Raw genomic sequence first — 23,338 nt, forward strand, 5'->3', positions numbered from 1 at the left:
GGCTAAAGCCGTTCCTACGGGCTTCTCGCTACAGCTTGAAAGCAAAATTCTTTGCTTGTCTAGCCCTTCGGGCACGCTTCCGCCCCTAGGTTGCAGTTCCTACGTACTGATTTTATTATTATTTTTTGTTTTTACGTGTTAAAGCTTAATACTTACACCGTAGGAGGCGTTTTAACGCCGAATATTCTTCCCCATTCACGGCTAAAGCCGTTCCTACGTTAATGTCGTTTTGAATCACGACTTATAAACTGATTTCTTTATTCTCTACACTTACGGCGATTTGTTTATTCAGCAAGTTAACTAATAAAATGCTGCGCATATCGCCGTCTGGCTCTTGATAAATTGCTTGAACATTTTTAAATGACTCTGTGTTCAGATAAACAACGTCACCTGCTTTCGGTAACGTTGATGTTACCTCACATATATCACTCATAGATTTAAGCTGTGCAATTAACTGCTCAGGAACAATTTGAAATCTATGACCATAAGCAACAAAGCCACTTACACCACGTGTATTTTTTACCGCAGAAAAGTTACAGTTTTGAGAGTCTAGCTTTATGAATAAATAACTAGGAAAAAGAGGAGATGTACGAATTGATCGGCGACCCTTTACGATTCGCTCAATTTTATGTTCGGGAAAGAACACTTCAAAACCCTGATTTTGAAGGTTAGCTTGAGCTCTTAGCTCTTGTTTTGATTTACAAAAAAGTAAGTACCAACTTTCCATAGTCACACCTAAAATACTCATTTTCCTTAAAACCAATCCAAAAGGATTGGTTTTTATGAGCCAGCGATTATACGCAGAGAATTTAGGCGTGTCTATTACAAAATTGTTATTACCCCAAGTGAGAACTAGTCACTACCAAACAGGTCTCTGGTGTATACTTTTTCTGCAACATCATCGAGTTCAGAAACCATTCTGTTGGCAATGATTACATCGGCAGATGACTTTAACTCAGCTAAATCATGGGTCACTTTGGAGTTAAAAAAAGTTGCTTCATCTAATTCAGGTTCATAAACAATTACTTCAATGCCCTTAGCCTTAATTCGTTTCATAATCCCTTGAATTGCTGATGCTCTAAAGTTGTCAGAACCTGCCTTCATGATTAAACGATGAATACCAACCACTTTTGGCTTCCTGGCGAGGATCGACTCTGCAATAAAATCTTTTCGAGTTGAGTTTGCATCTACAATCGCGCGGATCATGTTATTTGGCACATTTTGATAGTTAGCCAATAATTGCTTGGTATCTTTAGGTAAACAATAGCCACCATAACCAAAAGAAGGATTATTATAGTGATCACCTATACGTGGGTCTAAGCTAACCCCTTTAATAATTTGCTTCGAATTAAGCCCCCGACTTTCTGCGTAGCTGTCAAGTTCGTTAAAATAAGCCACTCGCATAGCCAGATATGTATTTGAGAACAGCTTAATTGCCTCAGCTTCTGTGGAACCGGTGTATAGAACATCTATCTCTTTTTTATTGGCACCTTGAAGTAACAATTCAGCAAATATTTTTGCCCTATCTGAATACTCACCCACAATAATGCGAGATGGATTCAAGTTGTCGTACAAAGCTTTGCCTTCTCGTAGGAACTCAGGTGAGAAAATAATATTATTTGTTTTAAATGTTCTTTTTATGGTTTCAGTAAAACCTACCGGAACTGTCGATTTAATCACTATTACTGCATTAGGGTTTATTACTAAAACATCAGCAATAACAGCTTCTACAGATTTGGTATTAAAATAGTTTGTAGTGGGGTCATAATCAGTGGGTGTTGCAACAATTATAAAATCTGCATTTTCATATGCTAATTGTTTATCTGTAGTCGCTTTAAAATTAAGCTGCTTGTTTTCTAAAAAATCTTCTATTTCAGGATCACTAATAGGCGATTTTTTATCATTTAGCAGCTTTATTTTATCTTCTAAAATATCTAAAGCTATTACACGGTTATTTTGCGCTAACAACATTGCATTTGAAAGGCCAACGTAACCCGTACCCGCGATCGTTATATTCATAACCATCCAAATAGATTGATTTTAATGTTAATTTACGTTTTTAAGTAAAGTTACATTAGCACTATTTTTCAAGTTTTCCTGCCAATTTAAATCGCAAATACCATCTGTCGGATTGAAGGCTGTTGGCGCTTCTAGCAATAACTTGCGAATAGAGTGATGATCGTTAGTATCACATGACGATTTAAGTTCAAGAAGTATTTGTTCAAGCTCATCCCAAGGCATTTTAACTTCATGGGCACTCATGATTCTTTGGTGATCTGTACCAACAACGTTATCACCAATTAATAGCTCTTCGTAAAGCTTCTCACCTGGTCTTAAGCCTGTGCATTGAATTTCGATATCGCCAGAAGGATGCTGGCTAGATTTCACTTCTAGGCCTGAAAGGTGAACCATTTTAGTCGCTAAATCTATAATTTTAACCGGTTCGCCCATGTCTAAAACGAATACATCGCCACCTTTACCCATAGCGCCTGCTTGAATGACAAGCTGAGCTGCCTCTGGGATGGTCATAAAATAACGAGTAATATCTTTATGAGTTAAGGTAATGGGTCCACCTTGCTTAATTTGTTGCCTGAATAACGGTACAACAGAGCCCGAAGAACCAAGTACATTACCAAAACGCACCATAGTAAAGCGCGTAGCTTTTTGCGTATCAGATAACGCCTGTAGCACTAACTCAGCCATACGCTTAGTTGTGCCCATGACATTCGTGGGGCGAACTGCTTTATCAGTTGAAATAAGTACAAAGGTTTCAACGTTGTTTTCTATCGCTGCACGAGCAATGTTACTAGTACCAAAGATGTTATTTTTAACACCTTCAATAACATTGTGCTCAACTAAAGGCACATGCTTGTATGCAGCAGCATGATAGATAGTTTGTACTTTAAATGACGAAAGAGTCATTGAAATTAGCTTAAAGTTTTGAATAGAACCAAGAATTGGTACGATTTCGATATTTAAAGAATTTTTAAATGCGTAATCCTTTAACTCTTTTTCAATGGCATATAATGCATATTCAGAAAGCTCAAACAAAACCAACTTAGTTGGTGAGTTCTTTACAATTTGGCGGCAAAGCTCAGAACCAATTGATCCACCTGCGCCAGAAACTAAAACCACTTTGTTTTGAATATTAGCAGACATTAATTCTGTGTTTGGCTCTACAGGGTCGCGTCCTAAAAGATCTTCAACACCGACTTCTTTCATTTGCTCCAAACTAGTGTTACCAGCCACGATATCGGCCATACCAGGTATAGTCATAACTTGTAATTTAAAAGACTCAATTTCGTTAAGTATTTCTTTTCTACGACTGCGAGTGGCGCTTGGTAAAGCTAATAAAATTTTCGAAACTGATTTCGAGGCTACTACTTTTGCAATCTCTTTAGATGAAAAAACATTCAACCCTTGCACAAATGTATTTTGCTTTTTAGGATCATCATCTAAAAATGCAACAGGAGCGTACTCTGGACCATTTGCCAGAGCTGTTGCCAATTGACGCCCAGCCGAACCCGCGCCGTAAATTACCACACCTTCTTTTCTACGCATGATGAGCTTGCCAACAATAGCCCTAACAGTTAAGCGACTACCACCAATGAATAGCAAGCAGATACACGCATAAATAATAGGAACAGTGCGAGGAACATTCACGTTAAAAAAGAAGGATGTACCGACAAAAAAAACGGTGGAAAGAATGACACCGGCCAAAATAGCCCATAGCGCCTGAGAGTTAATATATCGAAGGACAGCTCTATATAACCCCAATTTAATAAAGCTAAATATGCTCAGAGGTATAATAACGATTAATAAACTCCAGTTTTGAGAATCCTTAAATTCCTCAAAACTGTCTAGGCGCAAGATGAAAGCAAACCAAAACGCAGTAAAAATAAAGATAGTATCAATAGTTACTGAAAGTAGACGCTTTTGGCTTCTTGGTAGCGTAACAAGATAATCTAATAACAATCGTAGGGCCCTTCCTGAGCTGAGAATTCACATTTGTGCCTATTTTACAACAAGCACAACATTCATAACAATGAAATAATTTAACCTTAAACTACTGAGAACTCTTTATTACTTTGTTAAATTTAGTGTTAATTTGTTACCAAAACGATTACTTTACTCTATCACCACTACCACTGCCTGTAACCGTCATAATTATCAGCTTGAAGTATAGCTTTATATTTAGAGAATCGATCATTTGTTTATCTACCTCGGCCAATTTTGCCGGCGTTGACATGTCGATTTCATTTACTTGAGCTAAGCCAGTAATACCTGGTCTTACATCGAAGACGTTTAGCTTGTTTCTTTCTAAGGTTAACTCATTTTGGTTAAATAACCCGGGTCTAGGGCCTACTAGACTCATTTCGCCTTTAAGCACATTCCAAAGTTGAGGTAACTCATCTAATTTTGTTCGACGCAAAAATGACCCAAATGGGGTAATTGAAGATGCACTAGCTAAGTGACTTGCCACTGAGGCTGTATCAACTTTCATCGTGCGAAATTTTACTAAAATAAACGGCTTTTGATTCCGCCCCACTCGTTCTTGCCTAAAAAGAGGAGAGCCAGTATCAAATAAACCAACCAAATATAAAACTATCAGAAATGGAAAAGAGAATAATAAGCCAAATAGTGAAAATAATATGTCTAGAAGCCTGATCAAATCGAACTCTCCATTTTTGTCTGTTTTAATGCTTGTTCCATTGTGTACTTAGGAAACCAATTCAGTAATTGATACTCTTTTGAGCTATCAACCGCTAAATCCCCTACTAGTTGTTCTACCATTTTCTCTTTGCCTAAACATCTAGCTATAAAATTAAGGGCAGCAGATGGTACTGGAATTTGGAACAGTTTTGTATTTAAACTTTTTGCAATGCGATTAGTAAATGTTTTTATCGAAATTACTTCACCGTCACTTGCTAAAATAAGCATTCCATTTGCCTTCGGATGCACCAAGCAGCACATAAGCAAGTCGACTAAATTTTGAACTGCAATGAAGCTTCGATTGTTATTAATACAAGCAAAAGGTAGTGCAGGGGATTTTAATACCAAGCTTTGCAATTTTTCAAAGTTACCAGGTGCATCAGAACCATATACAAGAGTAGGCCTTATTATTACTACCTCTAGGCCTGACTTATCTGATATCTCTTTTAAGCCTTTTTCGGCTAAATATTTAGAATTTGCGTATGCATTATGCGGATTTGCAACACTCTCAGAATTAAAAGGTTTATTTAAAGTCGATGCGCCATTTACACCTATTGAACTAACAAAAACAAACCGTTTTATGCCAGCCTTTGCAGCTTGCTCAGCAAGATGAAGTGTTAGTTCAGTATTGTACTTGTAATAGTCCGCATCGCTTGCATCACTCTTATGTGCAATACCAGCTAAATGTAAAAATACATCTCTATTTGCTAAATCATCCGATGAGACTTCAAACAATGAATCATAATTTAGAACATTGTGCTGCTTATGACTTTTTCGGCTCAGTAATAAAAGATCTGTAGTTGCATCCACTTGGTTAATAAAATGCGAACCTATAAAGCCTGTTCCACCGGTTAAAACTAACTTCATAATTAGTAAGCTTTCCTTTTAAAGCCTTTAACAGCAAGTAATAAAAACAATATTAAACAAAACACTTTATCAATTGGCTTTCTCCTATACTTATAAAAAGTCGAGGCCAACTTTAAAAATCCTATACGACCAGAGTGTAAATTACCCACAGGCTTTAAGCTGTCTTGCCCGATAAATTGCGCCTGATTCAAAACTAAATTTAATCCATCACCAGAAGCTACTGTTTTAAAGCGACTAAATAAAGCTGTGAAACTAGCATTAGCGCCAACTTCATTATCTGTATGCTGTCGGTATAACATTGTTGGTTTACTGTCGATTTTCCATGCATAGCCATTAAAACGAGCAAATGAATAGCAAAACCAATCATGGAGCCACAAAAGATCTATATCGTCATAACGATTTATAATATGTAATTGAATTTCTCTAAAAAGAGCAACTTTAAAAAGAAACGTGCAACCAGGGCCTGGTGACTCAAATAAGTAATCAAATTCAGCTTGTGGTGAGGACTTATGGATTAATTTCTTTTTGCCATCTTCCCAAAAGGCAAGAACGTTCGAAGAGTAAGCATCATAACCTTTTTCAATTAAGGTAGAGGCAGCTCGAGAAAGCTTTTCTGGCAGCCAGATATCATCTTGATCAGCAAATGCAACAAAGTCGAAACCAGAAACATCTACACTTTTTATAAGGTGAAAAAAATTTTTACCTGCACTTCCAAAACGAGCACTGTGACTGACAAGTTTTATGTTTATATTAGACTTCACATATTGGTTTATTAGTTCCAACGTTCGATCAGAGCTTTTATCTAAACAAACAAAAATTGTTACATCTGAATTCAATTGGTTTAGTATTGAATCAATCTGTTCAGAGATATACTTTTCACCATTATAAGCTGCTAATAATACTGCAACTTTATGTTTGTTATGCATTAATTAAACCGCCCTAACAATCCATCTTTTAGACCTTTTCCTAAAGCCTTTAAGTAATCAATTCTTTTACCTGGAGAGACAAATATGATTACTATCTGGTGCACTACCGAGAATAATATTTCTCTAATTGACATTACCTTAGGGATATATGATTTACGAAGCAAATAAAAGGCATTTCTAATACGATAGTACCTACGAAAAGGAGTGTGTATAGGGACATAGAACTTCCCTAACTTGACTGATTTGTCTCCAATTGAATGAACCATTCTCGCAGATGGAACTACCGTAACAGTAAAACCTTTGCTATGGGCTCTTAAGCACCATTCAGTATCAACATAATCAATAAATAACTCTTCAGCCAATTTTCCTACAGTTTTAAATACTTCAACATTAACCATAGTGCCGGAAGATATTACATTATTAACTAGGAAGTTATTTTCAGTCGCCGCAGGGTAATGCTTTACTCTTGATCCATTTTTTTTAATTTCGACAATAGGGTAAACAAAACCTTTCTGCTCGTCGATAAAAACAGGAGCTGATATAAATGCCTCTCCAGACTCTAATGGCTGACATAGTTTACGTATAAACAAATCATCAGAAATAGATGAGTCTTGGTCAAAAAAGATTATATTTTTTGCACCATTTTCTATCGCAAAATCAATACCTTTATTTTGCGCACTTGCTATTCCGAGGTTTCTACCTAGGCTTATTAAGTGACCACCTAATGACGGTTCAATTGGCTCAATGCTGCCGTTATCAACAATGACTACTTCAACATCTGAATTTATTAATTCTGATACTAGCTTCTTGAGATTCATTATCTCAGGATTAAAAGTAACGATAACTGCATAAATCATTTCTTAACACTCTGACCATAGGTTATTGAAAATACGAATAGAAAAACTATCCATGTAAAAAGAACATTAAAAAAGTTGGTAAAAACAGACATAAGCATAACGTAACAAATCATGGCCCAGAATAAAGTATAACGAACCGAGGATGAGTACTTTGCTTTCATAAATATCATGCTATTAAAAACCCCATAAATGAAAGCAAATAAAAAAACGCCAAAAAAACCAAAATCTAAATAGGGGTCGGCAATGATTGTACCTAGCCTTTTAAAACTATCGAATTCTACAGGGAAACGAAGGTTAAAGGTAGAATCATACTTAAAAGTTTTAATAAGAGCTTGAATTGTGTACTTACCGAAACCAAAACCATCTTCTTCAATATTATTTACCATTTCATCTAATGTAACTAAGTTCTGAGATGTATATAAATTAAATGTTACATCAAATGTATTAACATCTCTTGCGGAAGGTACTTGTGCATATGCCTTCAGGTACTCTAATTGTGAAACTGAGTTGTTTATTGACTGAATTCTTACAAACCCAAGCAACAAAAACATAAAGGCGGAAAATAAAGAGACTTTTAAAATATATCTATTAGGGCTAATTTTATTCGACTTTGCATAAACGAAGAAAAAGAACACCACAGAAAGTATAAAAACCTGCCTTGACATGATGTTAACTAGAACAAAAAGAGATATAAGAGTAAAAACATAAAACTTAAGCTTAGTTACCTTGCCTCTTTTATATTGAAAGTAGTATATCGCTGGAAATATCGAAGATAACATCACCAGGTAATGAAGGACAGGTATGAAGAACATATCTTCATAAATATTAACCTTGTGTATCAACGCAATAAAGAAAGGAAAACCACCAGTTACAACACATTCAATAAAGAAAATTAAAATAGAAAAAACAAAAACGGCATCTATATAATAGGTATTTATAAAGTCATGCTCTAGCACTTTCTTGGTTTGTATTAATTTTTTGTTATAAAGAACAAATCCCACACCCAAGACATATGAAAAAATAAAAAGAAAAATTGAAAAAACAGTATTTGATGAAAGTACAACCTGCTCATCAGAAAGCATAAACTGATAATAATAACTACCTAAAACAAATGGAAATAGAATCGAAATTGGGTTCACAATCTCTTTATCAATCAATAACATTAAGGCCGTAAAGAAACATAACCCTAGCGTAATAAGATAAAAACTAGGATCCGCATTTAAAGATAAACCCGAAAGATAGATAATTGCATAAATAAAAAAAACGCTTATAAAAACTTTTGTTTTATTTATCATAACAATCAGTCTCTCCATGACGCTATGTAGTTTTTCAGTGCATATAGACTTTTAACTTTAAAGCTAAAATATAAACATTTCAGAATGGATAACTCTTTTTTCGATCTAAATTCCTGAGTTTTAATTTTATAGTACCAGTTATTACCGAACACATCTTTATGCTTATTTGCAAGCTGATGTAGCCCTAAATAATCATTATTTGAAACTCTTAGTGAGTCATGATCATTTTTAACAACATAGCTAAAACTCTCGGCTTTAAAAGCATTACCATGACCTAAAGCTCGAATAATGAAATCCCAATCTTCAAGATTAGTGAAATTAACATCAAACCCATTTAACTTTTCAAATAAGGCTTTCGATACCATAAAACCGATATCTATTTGATTATGAACAAAGATATCGCTTTGTTGTAAAAGGCCAAACTTTTGCCCTTTTACAATTGAGATTTCTTGGTAGTTATTATATTCATATATTCTGCCTGTCGATAATAATACAACACCATCCTTCTCGTGCATTTTATATGCAGAATACATTGCATCAATTCTTCCTGGGAGGAGGAAGTCATCATCATCAAGAAAAGTAATAAGTTCGCTAGTAGCTTTGCTAACGCCAAAGTTCCTAGCCCCGCCGGCGCCCTTTTTTCCCGAATTGAAAAAAAACTTTACATTTTCACCTAAATACCTATTTTTTAGCTTTAGATCTTCTAATGAAATTGAGGGGTTATCATTTATCACGATTACTTCAAGCTCAATTTCATTTAAGAAAACAGAGTCAATCGCTCTTTTCAACAGAGCTTCGCTCTTTAATATGCTAGGTATTACAATTGAAACTTTAGGCATTTTAATAAACTCAGTGTTTTAAAAGTCTTTTAATTCTATTTTTTAGTAAGGCATAATAAAAAAAATAATGAACATATACAGCAGAAACTCCTTTAGGCATCTGTGTATGTGCTACTAATTGATAACGCCAATGTTCATAATACTTTTTAAGGCGCCACTTAAACTTTTCATAGCCCTCATCATGTTCATTTGATGCGTTATGGGAAACTTTCGTATCCAATAAAATAAAAGAGCTTATCATTTTTGAATAATCTACACAGAACTCAGTATCGACACCATAAAAGCTCAGCTCTTCCCTAAACCTAATTCCAGTAGCCCAAACATTTTTAGTTATTGTCATACCACTACCTACAGCAAAAAAATCTTTGCTTGGGTAGGTGCTTTGCTGCTTACATTGAAGGCTAATATAATCAATACTACATTTATTGAGGAAATAATTATATCGTTGGTATCTTGGCGAAATAACTTTCCCTGATTTATCTGAGCAAACTATTGGCAATAATAACTTTGATTTATCAACTGAAGCCATGCTTGCTTTGAAGTTTGCCGAAAGGGAGCTATCCTGATCTAGAATTGTAAAATAATCAGCCTCACCTTTAAACTCTTTGTCTATCAACTTATTATATAAAGCAGATAAACTTTCATTACTTTTTGAGTGGTAATATTCAAAATCAAAATTGATATAATTTATTAGTTCTTCTTCGGTATGTTGAGCTTGCGGACTATTATCCCAAATGATTATTTTTGAATCATGCAGGGTTGTTGAAAGAACAGTATCCAACGTTTTATATGTAACTGTATTGTAAACTTTTTCGTTAAAGATTACGATTAGATAAACATGCATTATATAATCAACTATTTAAGAACTCTGTGTACTTACACTATTATTGAATACAGGAATTTTCTTCGCGCGAATAACCAAAGCCATCAAAGTTAAAACTAATATTTCAGTTAACACCATTGACACCGCTGCACCTTCAGCATCAAAGTACTTACTAAGTATAGTAACCATGGTTAGGCTTAACACCCCAGAAAACAAATAAATTTTGGTATATTGCTTTTTCAAATCAAATGGTAATAAAACTAATAAACCGAATACACTACTTAGTGAAACTAATAACGGTAGTACACTCATCAATTGCAATAAAACTGCACTTCTAGAAAACTTTTCACCATATAATAGTTCGACTATAAATGGAGATAAGAAATAAATACAAAATGCCATTAAGAATGTAATTGAGATCAATACTTTTAAAGCATATCTAATCAAATCAATCGCTTTACCCTCATCATCTTTTAACAAACTATTTATTCTTGGGTAAAATGATGCAGTTACAGGAGTCAAAATACCAATTGCTGCTTGTAACAGTTTATTAGCTGAAGCATATATTCCAACACTTGCAGGACCACATGTAATACCCAGTACTACAACTGTACTAGTTGTATATAAGCTTATGGCTGCTGTAGATATAAAAACGTGCCATCCATTGACAATTTGCTCAATCATTTTATTTAGTGATGGTTTGCAAAAAACCAACCAATGTCTTTTATGTATTAAGATAGAGGAAAATATTGCCACTACAACACATGGAAGTGATGTAAGAAAAGCCACTATATTGATATCATTTTCATCTTTAACTAATATGAAAATAAATGGTATCGTCACAATTTGTGAAACGACCCTAACAATTGATATGACGCCTAACTGCTCTTTCCCTTGAAATAACCATTGTGGAAAAAATGCAGCTGCTATCGCCGATATATAACAGTAAGATAAAATACTAAAAAGATTATTAATTTCGTCAGATATAAAACTTACTAAATATAATATTATAAACCCAACTAAAGCTATAGTAAGCCTGATTGAAAAAACATTCCAAAACAGAGAGCTGACTATATTTATATCATTTTTTTCTTCGGCAATTAGCTTGGTTGCCGAAAGGTCAAAACCATAATTAACAGCAATAATAAAGTACTGACAAATAGCAACACAATAAATGAAAGTGCCGTACCCCTGAGGGTCCAACACTCTCACTAAATAAGGAAGTGTTAACAATGGAATTACGTAACCCGCAATCCGAATACTAAACAAAGACGAGATATTTTTTATAATAACTCTATCTAGCATAAAGTTTAGCCTTAAACTCATCAAGGCTGATTGCATTAGTATCTTTTTCAGATAATGTGACTTCTGAACTGCTATTAATAGGCCAATTTATAGCAAGCTTTTCATCATTCCATAAAATACTCACTTCTGCGCTAGGATTATAAAAATCGGTACACTTATACACGAATTCTGCTTCGTTGCTTGTTACATAAAATCCATGTGCAAATCCTTCAGGCACCCAAAGTTGACGCTTGTTCTCTGCTGATAAATATTCCCCAACCCATTGTCCAAATGTCGGAGAGTCTTTGCGAATATCTACTGCAACATCAAAAACCTCACCAGAAGTAACACGTACTAATTTACCTTGTGTATTTTCTGTTTGAAAGTGAAGCCCACGTAAAATGCCTTGCTTAGACTTAGAGTGGTTATCTTGAACGAAGTTAACGTCAGCAATATTTTCTTTAAACCAGGTATCACGGAATGTTTCCATGAAAAACCCTCTATCATCACCAAAAACATTTGGCTCTAATATTTTCACATCAGGAATTAACGTATCAATTATTTTCATTGTTCGATTTCATTTTGGTATTTGTTGATGTTCTTTAATGCTGCCTGCCAATTGCTAGCTGATACATTAAATTTACTGTAGATTTTATCGCAATTTAAACGTGAATTTTTTGGCCTGCTCGCTGGTGTTGGGTATTGCTCTGTTGAGATAGAATTAACCACAATAGCTGATTCAATAAGCCCTTTAGTGTATGCCTGCTGGAAAATAGCCTGTGCAAAATCAGCCCAGTTGACAGTTGGATAACCTGAAAAATGGTAAATACCGTAAGCTTGATTGCCGTTATAAAGCGAAAAGGCAATCTGAAGTATTGCGCTCGCAATATCACCAGCATACGTTGGCCCACCAAATTGATCCCCAACGATATTTAAGGAACTATTTGATTTAGCTAAACGAAGCATTGTTTTGACAAAATTATTACCAAACTCTGAAAATACCCAAGAAGTTCTAATAATAACGTGCCTTTCACATGCTTCTGCTACAGCGACTTCACCAGCAAGCTTACTTTGACCATAAACACTTTTTGGAGATGTTGCTTCAGCTTCTTTGTATTCGTCAACATGATTACCGGCAAATACATAGTCAGTTGATATATGGATAATACTTGAACCAATATCATTTGCTGCCATAGCTAGATTTTTTGGACCAGTAGCATTGATATCAAACGCTAAGCTTTGCTCCGATTCAGCTTTATCTACAGCAGTATAAGCAGCCGCATTGATAATCACATTAGGCTTATAGCGACTAACGACTTCCTGAACGGCAAGGCTATTTGTAATATCTAATTCTTCGCGGCCATATGCAAGCACATCGACATTCGGGAATGCCTGTAATGCTAATTGTAAACATTGACCAACTTGACCATTTTTACCGGTAATCAATATCTTCATTTTTATTTCTCAGATGCAAGTTGTTGAAGGTATTGCCCATATTCATTTTTCAACATAGGTTTCGCCATCTCAAGTACCTGTTCTTTTGATAGCCATCCATTTCTTAGGGCAATCTCTTCTAAACAAGCCACTTTTAATCCTTGAACATGCTCAATTGTTTCTACAAATGAAGATGCTTCATGTAGGCTTTCATGCGTACCTGTATCTAACCAAGCAAAACCGCGACCTAAAAGCTCTACATTGAGTGATCCATCTTTTAAATACATATCATTCAAAGAGGTAATTTCTAATTCGCCCCTTTCTGATGGCGTTACCTGTTTAGCAAATTCAACGACTCTATTATCGTAAAAATAGAGTCCAGTAACGGCGTAATTTGATTTAGGATGTTTTGGCTTCTCTTCAATTGAGATTGCCTTCATATTTTCATCAAAATCAACAACACCGAATCTTTCAGGATCTTTAACTTGATAACCAAATACCGTTGCGCCTGACTCACGTTCTGCTGCATTTTTTAATGTTTTGCTAAATGATTGGCCATAAAAAATGTTGTCGCCTAAAACCAAACAAACTGAATCATTACCAATAAATTCTTCACCAATAAGAAATGCCTGCGCTAACCCATCTGGAGATGGCTGTACGGCATAGGTAAGACTGATACCAAAATCAGAGCCATCACCCAATAAACGCTTAAAGCTATCGTTATCTTCAGGAGTTGTGATTATTAATACTTCTCGAATTCCCGCTAACATAAGCGTCGAAAGTGGGTAATAAATCATTGGCTTATCATAAACTGGCAGTAACTGCTTAGAAACGCCACGAGTAAGTGGATACAATCGCGTGCCAGAGCCACCGGCTAATATAATTCCTTTCATACTACTATTTACCTTTTATTTCGCCTAAACGCTCTCGCTGATATGAACCACTTTGTACATTCTCACACCATTCATTGTTTTCTAAGTACCACTGCACAGTTTTACGTAGGCCTGTTTCAAACGTTTCTTCAGGAACCCAATCTAATTCAGCTTGCATTTTACTTGAATCAATTGCATACCTTCTATCATGGCCTGGCCTGTCAGACACAAAAGTAATTTGCTCGGAGTACTTAGCTTGTTTAGGTACTAATTCATCTAAAATGCTACAAATAGTTTTAACTACTTCAATGTTTTGCTTTTCGTTGTGACCACCAATATTGTAAGTTTCACCGACGACACCTTCTGTAACAACTTTATAAAGTGCTCGTGCATGGTCTTCAACATATAACCAATCACGGATCTGATCACCTTTGCCATAAATTGGTAATTGCTTGCCGTCTAAAGCATTTAAAATAACTAAAGGAATTAACTTTTCTGGGAAATGATAAGGACCATAATTATTTGAACAGTTTGTAACAATCGTTGGTAAACCATACGTACGTAACCAAGCACGTACTAAGTGATCACTTGATGCCTTACTTGCTGAATATGGGCTGCTAGGCTCATACGATGTTTGTTCAGTAAATAATGGCAATACTCCATCCACAACTTCATCAGGATGTGGCAAATCACCATACACCTCATCCGTTGAAATATGGTGAAATCTGAATGATGCTTGTTTATCAGTATCCAGTTGGCTCCAATATTGTCTAGCAACCTCAAGCAAAGTGTAAGTTCCAACGATGTTTGTTTGAATAAATTCAGCTGGACCTGTAATTGAGCGATCAACATGGCTCTCTGCAGCTAAGTGCATTACGGCATCTGGCTGATGTTGTTCAAAAATTTCTTTTAAAATTGTAGAGTCGCAAATATCTGCCTTAACAAAACTATAACGATCATTATTCTCAATTGATTTTAATGACTCTAGATTTCCTGCATACGTTAATTTATCAACATTAACTACACTGTCAGTAGTGTGATTAATGATATGACGCACTACCGCTGAACCAATAAAGCCAGCTCCACCTGTTACTAAAATTTTCATATTAACCCTTTATAAATTCTAGTGTTTAATATCTAAGCTTCATTTCCACGTTTCAGAAACGCTTTAAATAATATAAATAATCCACTTAGGATGAGGCCTAACAAAGATCCTAGAATACTTATCATTGCTCGTTTAGGCTTAAATTTCTCTTCTGACGCTATCGGTGGGTCAATTATTTTGAAAACATATTCATCGCGAACATTTGCAAACATAATTGTTTTGGTTTGCTCCTCAATGAGCTTATATAGGACAGTTTTAATCTCTGATATATTTGTATTTTCGATTTCTTTAACTAAAAAGCGTTTACTTTTTACTGCTTCTTCAACATCTCTAGCTTTCATTTCTAGATTGATATCAATAATCAACAAGTTTAGCCACTCTTGCGCCTTATAAGGTGATAAGAATTCTAAAGAAATAGTTATAATACTTGTTTCGCTATCTACATTTATAGCGATTAATTCCATGAATTTTTTATATGCTTCTTGCTCTGATGGTACTTCAGTATAAGGGTGAGTTACTTTTCGCACCCATTTTCCTTTTTCATGGTCATAAGTTTCAGGATCGTAAACTAGTTTATTTTCAATAGGTTCCCAAGAGTTAGCTGCCATAAGATCTTTGAGGATGCCATGCTTTTCTATGAATCCTGTAATAAACTTTCGCGATTTGATTACTTCAAGAGCTAGATCTACTTTATTACTTGAACTACCTCCGAGGTTCACCCCTGCAAGTGAAGCAAGACCACCAAACTGGCTGGCTAAACCTCCTAAACCTGATGATTGATCTTGTTCAGAAGCAGCGAGTACAACTGATGACTTGTATATATTTGGCTGCGAAATTGCGTACATAACAAAACAAACTGCAAAAATTATTGTTGTGCAAACAATATATATCTTACCTTGCCAGAGGATCTTAAATATTGCTTTTAGGTCAAGGTCATCCTCTGTGCCTATGCTAAATTCACTTTGTTGATATTGTTGAGACATAAGAACTTACCCTAAATACTACTAATAGCTGCAACAGCTACACCTAACTGATAAACGATCTGTGTTGCTGTGCTCCACAAGGTTAGGTTATCCATATAATCAGCATTCATTGGTACAACAATGGTATCACCTGCTTCAAGCGTGTTTACGTCATTAACTGCAAACCAGCTACCTGTACTTGGGATTTTCACTGAGCCATTAGCTTTGATGATATAGATACGTTCATCAGCTGCGCGCTCTTTTAGACCACCACTGAGGTCAATATAATCGTCAACCGTAATGCCTTGTTTGAATAGATGTGAGGTTGCGTAGTTAACTTCACCAATCACACTGATAGAGTCTCGTTTACTTGGTACATAAAGCGCATCACCATTTTGTAAAACGAGCTTTTGCTTATCTTCAACAATCAGAGGTAAATCAATAACCAATCTACCCACAGCTTCAACGTTAGCTAGATCATTCAACAACTTATTCATTTCATCATAGGAAAGGCTGTTACTACTCACAGAGTTTTCAAAGCTTTTTGATGCTATATCACGGCGTAAATCTTCTGAAAGTTTTGCTAATTGCTGTTGCTCTTGTTTGCGAATTGCTTCGCGAGTGAAAATAGCTGCATTTGGCGCGGCAAACTCAGAAAAACCACCTGCACGCTCAAGTAAATTGCTTAATGTTTCACCACGGCGAATTGTGTAAATCCCCGGGAATTTAACTTCACCTTTAAGCTCTACTTTTACGTTTTCTTGCCAGTTAGGAATTGAGAAAATATTAATACTGTCTTTACTACGTAATGCGATATTTTCACCATTACTACCTAACATAGCAGCTTGTAGATTAAATTTGATATGTTTAACTTTTGATGCATTGCCATCCATTACACGGGTTATTTCTGCTTGTTCTGTATAAGCAGATTCAAGTAAACCACCTGCTGCAGCTATTAAATCGTTTACTTCGCCATTAACTGTAAGAGGATAAACACCTGGGTAGGTTACATGGCCATTTATTTCTACAAGTTGCATTGCCATAGCAACTGAGGCTTGTTGCTTTAACTTTGCAATGATTGGCTTTAATAGGTTAAAACGGCTGAAAACTGCATAATCTTCTGCATCAAGCAATTCTTCATCTTTATTTAAATTGCGCTTGGCAATATCAGCAATTGATTTAGTGCTGTCTTCTTTTAACTTTAAATCGTCTGCTATATCTGAAACACCAATATATTTTTCAAATTCTCTTTGTTGGTATTGGTGCCATTGTTTAACTTTATATTGCTGCTGTTGCTGCTCCTCAGTAAGCGCCATATTTGCAAGCGCTGTTTCTTCAGCTTGCTTTTCTTGATAGCGGCTAAATACAAACAGCTTATCGTTTGCTTTAAGTTCTAGATCATGCTCAGCAGCTTTAACTATCGCTTGCGCTATATCAAATTGAAAAACTTGAATATCGCCAGCTACGTTAACTTCACGAACAAGTAATCCGTAACCTAAATCAGCTTGGGGCAGCAAGTCGCCACGCACCGATGTTAGAACGTCAGAGATGTGTTTGCCTTGATGCCATTGATAATGACCCGGACGTGCAACAGCACCAATTAAACTAATACTGTTTTGATATTGAAAACTTACAGGATTAAAACGAATACGGTCGCCATCGCGAGGAATATAGTTAATTTGATTGCCACTAAAATCAACAGATAATACTTCTTTCATATTATTGTTATTGAAGCGTTCAACAATTGCTTTTTTAGCGTAAGCTTGCGGTTTTAAACCACCCGCCATTTTTAATAACTGTGCGGCTGTTTCACCTTTTTTTAGCTCAAATATTGCAGGGCGTTTGACCAAGCCTTCAACAGCGACTTGCGAACCCACTGATGGGATAAACACAACATCACCTGGCTTTAAGATGATGTCGTTACTACTATCACCGTTAATAAGCAAATCATAAAGGTCAAAATTTGCAACAACCTTACCCGCACGTTTAACTTGAATATTTCGAAGTGAAGCGATATCTGATACCCCACCACTAACAAATAGTGCATGCGATACCGTTGTCAGTGATGAAACAGAATAACTACCTGGTTTGTACGCTTCACCAAGCACTAAAACACGAATACTGCGCAGTTTACCAACTGAGACAAATGCTTTAATACCAATTACTTCTTGTTCAACTTTTGCTTTGATTAACTCTTTGACTTCTGCAAAAGTCAGACCCGCCACTTGAACAGGACTTAAGTTTGGAATGCTGATACGCCCTTCGCGGTCAACAACAACTTCATAGCTCTCGCTTTCTTTACCGTAAAAGTTGATGTTAAGTGTATCGCCACGACCAATTAAGTAGGTATCAGGTACGGCGGCATTTTCACTTGGCATAAATGATGTCGGCTCACCAGCAAACAAGTCATAACCAAAAGGTTTTACTTCATCAACTTTTGGAGCAAAGCGCTCTTCATCTGTTAATTGTTCTTTTTCTTGTTCTAAACGAGGTTGGATTGTTGATTCTTGTTCAATTTGGTCGGTTGAAGATTTCTTTCCCGTAATCGTTGATAAATCTACACCATACTGCCTTGCTAGCGCCTCTTGCTGCGCTCTAGGGAGTTTTTTAAATTGCTCGATTTGTGCGGCTGTAGGAGTAAAAGCCAATACTGATGCAGAGGTTAACAGCAAAAAAGTAATGAAGAGTCTTTTAAATAACATCACAGGTAGGGATATCCATAATTCTACAGTCAAAAAGATTGTCTATTCTACCTGAAATTTAAATAAATAAAAAAGGGACTTTCGTCCCTTTTTGTCATTAAATCGTCAACAAACAGATTTATTTAGTTAAAAACTGTAAACCAGCGTTAGTGACGTTTCTGTATCTGTGTTTTCTTTATCATCCGCAACATCTGAGTTGTGAGTGATGTTGTAAGCCACTTTCATTTGTAGTGAGCCGTTGATTTTAGCAAGAATTGCAGACTCAGAACGTGTTTTAGTATTGGTATCACCGTATTCAACTGATACTAACTGAGTAAAACGTGCGCTGTCTGAAATTTGCCAGTTATAATCAACTTTACCTAAAGCGATTACTTCACCTTCGCGCTCACCGGCAAGTGAGTTACCGTTGTCATCAACTTCAGTACTGTCATCTGGGTATTGGAAGTACTTATAACCAGGACCGATTTCTGCGTTTAACCACATATCAGAACGGTCGATTACACGTAAACCATAACCCGCTGAGATAACTGATTCGTTACGGTATGCACCAAAGTAATCAGATACGTGCGAGCCGTAGATGAATAAGTGTGAGTGCTTTTCGTTTAACTTATAGTTACCTTGTGCAGAGATTGAGTACTTTTCGTTAGTACGTTGAGTTTCTTTAACGCCTTGGTCGTTTTCGATCTCATCTTCTTTATAAAGACCGTCTAACTTGTACTCGTTATTCCAGTTTTCTAGGTTATGTAAAACCTTAACACCACCTTTAAGTGTGGTTGTTTCAGTGTTACCGCTCGTTACGATAGCACCTAATTCACTGGTTACATCCCAAGTTTTGGTTTCATCTGCTGCGAATGCGCTAGTTGCAGCGCTTGCTGCAACTAGAATTGATAAAGCTTTTAATTTCATTAAAAAATAACCTTTACTACTTGTAAGTTAGACTTATTAGTCTTCTTTGTGCAAATGAACATCCATTTGCGGGAATGGGATTGTGATGTTGGCATCGTCTAATGCGATCTTAATGTTTTCCATTAAATCGAAATACGTTGGCCAGTAATCAGCTGAGTTAACCCAAGGGCGAACCACAAAGTTTACGCTTGAATCTGCAAGCTCAGATACAGCGACTGTGTATGCAGGGTCTTTTAATAAGCGCTCTTCTTTATCTAACACTGATTTAAGAACTGCTTTTGCTTCTTTTAAGTCTGCATCGTAACCAACACCGATTACTAAATCGATACGACGAGTTGATTCTCGAGAGAAATTGGTAATTGGGCTGCCCATAATTGATGAGTTAGGCATGATAATTACTTTGTTATCAGGTGTACGTAATTCTGTAGAGAAGATTTCGATTTTCTTAACTGTACCCGCTTTACCACCTGCTTCTACATAGTCACCTGATTTGAAAGGACGAAGTAAGATAATTAAAACACCTGATGCAAAGTTAGATAGTGAACCTTGAAGTGCTAAACCTACTGCTAAACCAGCAGCACCTAAAATAGCAATGAATGAGGTTGTCTCAATACCTAATTGAGATAGAGCCATTAAGATTGTTGCAGCAAATACAATTGCATAAACAATGCTAGCAACGAATGAACCTACAGCTTTATCGACTTTCTTTTTATCAAATGCTTTTTCAGTCATCCCTTCGCAGAATTTCGCGATGCGACTACCGATGAAGAAAATGATTAGCGCTAGAACCGCCTGAACGGCGTAATGTATGATTAAACCTGAATTCTCGTTGATCCAGTTCATTATTGTATCCATGTTCTCTCCTGAAGTTCATTTTTAGCATAACGCTGTACAAATTATATATGATCTTTGGTTAAAAAATCATTAAATTACGCGCAAAACTACGAAATGAGTATTTGCTCAATTACAAAAACCGCAAGTCTAATCTGCGAAACTGAACGCGAGCTGACCATGAAGGCATTTCTGAATTTTCTGAGGTAAGTAAGTTTTTTCTACTTTTTTCAATTTAGGGGTTCACAAGCTTAGTTTAATTATGTAATATGCGCGCCACACCAAACGAGGTGTATCTCAGTGGCGGCTGTAGCTCAGTTGGTAGAGCCCCGGATTGTGATTCCGGTTGTCGTGGGTTCAAGCCCCATCAGTCGCCCCACTCTTCCCCCTTAGTAAATCTCTATATTTCATTAATATTTTCTATTTTAATCTCAAGATTTATCTTTTACACCTGTTTTCAGATCTAAAAGCCGTCAGCTTTCAGCTTTCAGCTGTCAGTTTTGAGCCGAACTGTGCTGTTTGTAGGTAATGCATGTAGGAGGTACTTTAGTGCCGAAGTCTTTAGGATAATTCACGGCTAAAGCCGTTCCTACGAGATGCAATATACCGTAGGCGTGAAATTTATTTCGAGTGATGTTTTGGATTTGCCGTTTGGGTGTTGAATATATGACGCGCCAAGCAAGCGTGACGCCTACGAAGTAGGAGGTACTTTAGTGCCGAAGTCTTTAGGATAATTCACGGCTAAAGCCGTTCCTACTAGATGCGAAATATCGTAGGCGTGAAATTTATTTCGCGTGATGTTTTGGATTTGCCGTTTGGGTGTTGAATATATGACGCGCCAAGCAAGCGTGACGCCTACGAAGTAGGAGGTACTTTAGTGCCGAAGTCTTTAGGATAATTCACGGCTAAAGCCCTCCTACGAGATAAGATCAGCGAGATGCGGGGGAATGTAGGCGTGAAATTTATTTCGCGCGAAAGCCTAGCCCCTAGCCCCTAGCTCCTAGCACCTAGCTCCTAGCTCCTAGCTCCTATTTTCAAAACCCAGACAAAAAAATGCCACCTTTCGGTGGCATTACACACGGGATTATTTCTATTTACTAGAAATGCTTTTCAAAGTTTAAGGCGATATGCTTCACACCTAACCTCAAACTCATAATTACTTCCAACTTTTCATCTTATGGCCTTTAACAGCATAGAAAAGTATGAATAAATAACAAGGCAACATTACAATATAAGCCATTTGTTGTGCTTCAGCGCTTTTCACGCCGCCACTTGCCAGGCCCCAAAATAATGGACCGAATGCGCCACCGGCTATACCCATAATAAGTAGACCAGAGCCTACACTAGTTAGCTTGCCTAAACCAGATAATGCGAGCGGCCAAACTGCAGGCCAAACAATCGCATTAGCAAAGCCTAGCACAGCAATGAGCAATAAGGTATCAGGCAGTACCGATTTTAGGCCAAATAATGTTGATATAAATACAGTTTCATTACTACCAGTGACTATCGCTAGGGTTAACACACAGCCCAATACCGCTGAAATAGTTAACGCGGTTTGTTGTGACAACACTCGTGGGATAAGTAACACCCCTAAAAAGTAACCTAGCACCATACAACCCATGGTGTATGACGTCATAACACTATATTTTTCAACACCTAATGACAACGCAAAGCTACCAATGGTATCGCCTGCGATGACTTCAACGGCTACATAAACAAAAAGGGCCACAATCCCTAGCGCAAGACTCGGATGGCTCAGCGCTTCTTTTACCTGCCCCGGCTTTTGTTCATCTACATCATCAATTAACTCTGGCAATGGCATTTTGGTAACTGCAAAGCCGAGTATACCAATAAAAATAGCCATCCCTAAATAAGGTAAAATTAAGCCATTGGCCATGGCATCAATTTCTGTTTGGCTAAGTTCTTTACCTACAAAGCCTTCAAAATCGCTGAGTATCAGTGCGGTAAACACGATTGGTGCTACAACTCCCGCACCTTTATTTAATATACCCATAATACTGACGCGAGCCGCGGCTGATTCTTCAGGGCCGATTCTGACTACGTATGGGTTAACCGCTGTTTGTAATAACGTTTGCCCTGCCCCCATAACAAGCTGCGCGAATAAAAACAGTGCAAACACTTGTGTTTTTGCCGCAGGGATAAACAGTAAACCTGCCACCATCATGGTCGCCATACCCAGCGCCATACCGTTTTTATAACCTACCTTTCTGATGATCATCGCCGAAGGTAAAGCCGTAAAAGTCACGGCGATATAAAACGAGAAAATAATCAGCGATGCCTGAAATGGTGAAAGTTGCAAAATTTGCTGTAAAAATGGCATCAGTGAACCATTTAACCATGTAGCAAAACCCAGTATAAAAAACAGCGTGGCAACAATCGCCATAGGCACAACACTGTTTTGTTTATTCATTTCAGACATAACATTTCCCATAACAGCACAGTTCGACTCTACAGCACTGCTGATTCAGATGATTATATAAAAGAGATATTAAATATTTATAACACTATCGCAACAAAAATGACAGCGCTGACATATTTCTTTTAAGTTTCTAGGAGCGGTCAGCTTTCAGCTGTCAGTTTTGAGCCGAACAGTGTTGTTTGGTTGCAATACATTCCCCCTTCAGATAGATGTTGAATGTAAGACGCGCCAAGCAAGCGTGACGCCTACGAGTTGCGAGGTGCGAGGTGCGAGGTGCGAGGTGCGAGGTGCGAGGTTCTTGGTTGTAAGTTGTTTGTTGTAGGTTTGAGGTTCTGGGTTGGGGGGGGGGGGGGGGGGGGGGGGGGGGGGGGGGGGGGGGGGGGGGGGGGGGGGGGGGGGGGGGGGGGGGGGGGGGGGGGGGGGGGGGGGGGGGGGGGGGGGGGGGGGGGGGGGGGGGGGGGGGGGGGGGGGGGGGGGGGGGG

The 23,338-nt window shown here is 37.2% G+C and carries 20 protein-coding genes and 1 tRNA gene; 1 reads left to right on the forward strand and 20 read right to left on the reverse strand.

The genetic code is table 11. The features are described 5' to 3' along the window. Positions 1-241 precede the first annotated feature (241 nt). From rfaH to CWC28_RS04490, 19 genes are all read right to left on the reverse strand, one after another. Complete coding sequence (rfaH, locus tag CWC28_RS04400) at positions 242-727, reverse strand: transcription/translation regulatory transformer protein RfaH (RefSeq protein ID WP_138624769.1); 486 nt, start codon at positions 725-727, stop codon at positions 242-244. Between the two features lie 125 nt (positions 728-852). After that, positions 853-2,019, reverse strand: coding sequence for a nucleotide sugar dehydrogenase (locus CWC28_RS04405; RefSeq protein WP_138624770.1), 1,167 nt, complete (start codon positions 2,017-2,019; stop codon positions 853-855). 27 nt (positions 2,020-2,046) lie between these two features. Next, on the reverse strand, positions 2,047-3,975 hold the full coding sequence (locus CWC28_RS04410; protein ID WP_138624771.1) for a polysaccharide biosynthesis protein: 1,929 nt from the start codon (positions 3,973-3,975) through the stop codon (positions 2,047-2,049). A gap of 148 nt (positions 3,976-4,123) precedes the next feature. Next, the gene (locus CWC28_RS04415; RefSeq protein ID WP_138624772.1) at positions 4,124-4,672 is read right to left on the reverse strand and encodes a sugar transferase; all 549 of its coding nucleotides are present in this window, start codon (positions 4,670-4,672) and stop codon (positions 4,124-4,126) included. Further along, positions 4,669-5,580 (reverse strand): NAD-dependent epimerase/dehydratase family protein, encoded by a 912-nt coding sequence (locus CWC28_RS04420; protein WP_138624773.1) that lies wholly within the window; start codon positions 5,578-5,580, stop codon positions 4,669-4,671. Before CWC28_RS04420 ends, CWC28_RS04415 begins: the two co-directional genes overlap by 4 nt. Before the next feature lie 2 nt (positions 5,581-5,582). Then, entirely contained in the window at positions 5,583-6,506 is a 924-nt protein-coding gene (locus CWC28_RS04425; RefSeq protein ID WP_138624774.1) for a glycosyltransferase, read from the reverse strand. Beyond that, positions 6,506-7,363, reverse strand: coding sequence for a rhamnosyltransferase (locus tag CWC28_RS04430; RefSeq protein ID WP_138624775.1), 858 nt, complete (start codon positions 7,361-7,363; stop codon positions 6,506-6,508). The genes CWC28_RS04425 and CWC28_RS04430 overlap by 1 nt, the downstream gene beginning before the upstream one ends. Then, positions 7,360-8,658 (reverse strand): O-antigen polymerase, encoded by a 1,299-nt coding sequence (locus CWC28_RS04435; RefSeq protein ID WP_171038285.1) that lies wholly within the window; start codon positions 8,656-8,658, stop codon positions 7,360-7,362. Before CWC28_RS04435 ends, CWC28_RS04430 begins: the two co-directional genes overlap by 4 nt. A 5-nt stretch (positions 8,659-8,663) precedes the next feature. Continuing rightward, positions 8,664-9,497 carry a glycosyltransferase family 2 protein gene (locus tag CWC28_RS04440; RefSeq protein ID WP_138624777.1) on the reverse strand — a complete coding sequence of 278 codons (834 nt, stop codon included), beginning with the start codon at positions 9,495-9,497 and terminating at the stop codon, positions 8,664-8,666. A gap of 10 nt (positions 9,498-9,507) precedes the next feature. After that, complete coding sequence (locus CWC28_RS04445) at positions 9,508-10,341, reverse strand: glycosyltransferase family protein (protein WP_138624778.1); 834 nt, start codon at positions 10,339-10,341, stop codon at positions 9,508-9,510. A gap of 15 nt (positions 10,342-10,356) precedes the next feature. After that, on the reverse strand, positions 10,357-11,661 hold the full coding sequence (locus CWC28_RS04450) for a flippase (RefSeq protein ID WP_249324945.1): 1,305 nt from the start codon (positions 11,659-11,661) through the stop codon (positions 10,357-10,359). Further along, positions 11,615-12,172 (reverse strand): dTDP-4-dehydrorhamnose 3,5-epimerase, encoded by a 558-nt coding sequence (gene rfbC, locus CWC28_RS04455; protein ID WP_138624780.1) that lies wholly within the window; start codon positions 12,170-12,172, stop codon positions 11,615-11,617. Before rfbC ends, CWC28_RS04450 begins: the two co-directional genes overlap by 47 nt. After that, positions 12,169-13,059 (reverse strand): dTDP-4-dehydrorhamnose reductase, encoded by an 891-nt coding sequence (gene rfbD / locus CWC28_RS04460; protein WP_138624781.1) that lies wholly within the window; start codon positions 13,057-13,059, stop codon positions 12,169-12,171. The genes rfbC and rfbD overlap by 4 nt, the downstream gene beginning before the upstream one ends. Positions 13,060-13,061: 2 nt before the next feature. Further along, positions 13,062-13,931, reverse strand: coding sequence for a glucose-1-phosphate thymidylyltransferase RfbA (gene rfbA / locus CWC28_RS04465; RefSeq protein ID WP_138624782.1), 870 nt, complete (start codon positions 13,929-13,931; stop codon positions 13,062-13,064). Between the two features lie 4 nt (positions 13,932-13,935). Continuing rightward, positions 13,936-15,015 (reverse strand): dTDP-glucose 4,6-dehydratase, encoded by a 1,080-nt coding sequence (rfbB, locus tag CWC28_RS04470; RefSeq protein ID WP_138624783.1) that lies wholly within the window; start codon positions 15,013-15,015, stop codon positions 13,936-13,938. Positions 15,016-15,047: 32 nt separating this feature from the next. Further along, positions 15,048-15,998, reverse strand: a complete 951-nt coding sequence (locus CWC28_RS04475) for a Wzz/FepE/Etk N-terminal domain-containing protein (protein WP_138624784.1) — start codon at positions 15,996-15,998, stop codon at positions 15,048-15,050. Positions 15,999-16,009: 11 nt separating this feature from the next. Further along, complete coding sequence (locus tag CWC28_RS04480) at positions 16,010-18,679, reverse strand: SLBB domain-containing protein (RefSeq protein ID WP_138624787.1); 2,670 nt, start codon at positions 18,677-18,679, stop codon at positions 16,010-16,012. 126 nt (positions 18,680-18,805) lie between these two features. Next, entirely contained in the window at positions 18,806-19,585 is a 780-nt protein-coding gene (locus tag CWC28_RS04485; RefSeq protein WP_063701752.1) for a DUF481 domain-containing protein, read from the reverse strand. Positions 19,586-19,621: 36 nt separating this feature from the next. Continuing rightward, positions 19,622-20,440, reverse strand: a complete 819-nt coding sequence (locus CWC28_RS04490) for a mechanosensitive ion channel family protein (RefSeq protein WP_138624785.1) — start codon at positions 20,438-20,440, stop codon at positions 19,622-19,624. 279 nt (positions 20,441-20,719) lie between these two features. Between CWC28_RS04490 and CWC28_RS04495 the strand changes: the two genes are divergently transcribed. After that, a tRNA-His gene (locus CWC28_RS04495) sits at positions 20,720-20,795 on the forward strand. 777 nt (positions 20,796-21,572) lie between these two features. Here the strand turns inward: CWC28_RS04495 and nagP are convergent. Further along, positions 21,573-22,856, reverse strand: coding sequence for an N-acetylglucosamine MFS transporter NagP (gene nagP, locus CWC28_RS04500; protein ID WP_138624786.1), 1,284 nt, complete (start codon positions 22,854-22,856; stop codon positions 21,573-21,575). Positions 22,857-23,338: the final 482 nt, after the last annotated feature.

Origin of the sequence: Pseudoalteromonas sp. S4492, assembly GCF_005886115.1 — a bacterium.
In the GTDB taxonomy this organism is placed as follows: Bacteria; Pseudomonadota; Gammaproteobacteria; order Enterobacterales; family Alteromonadaceae; genus Pseudoalteromonas; species Pseudoalteromonas gelatinilytica.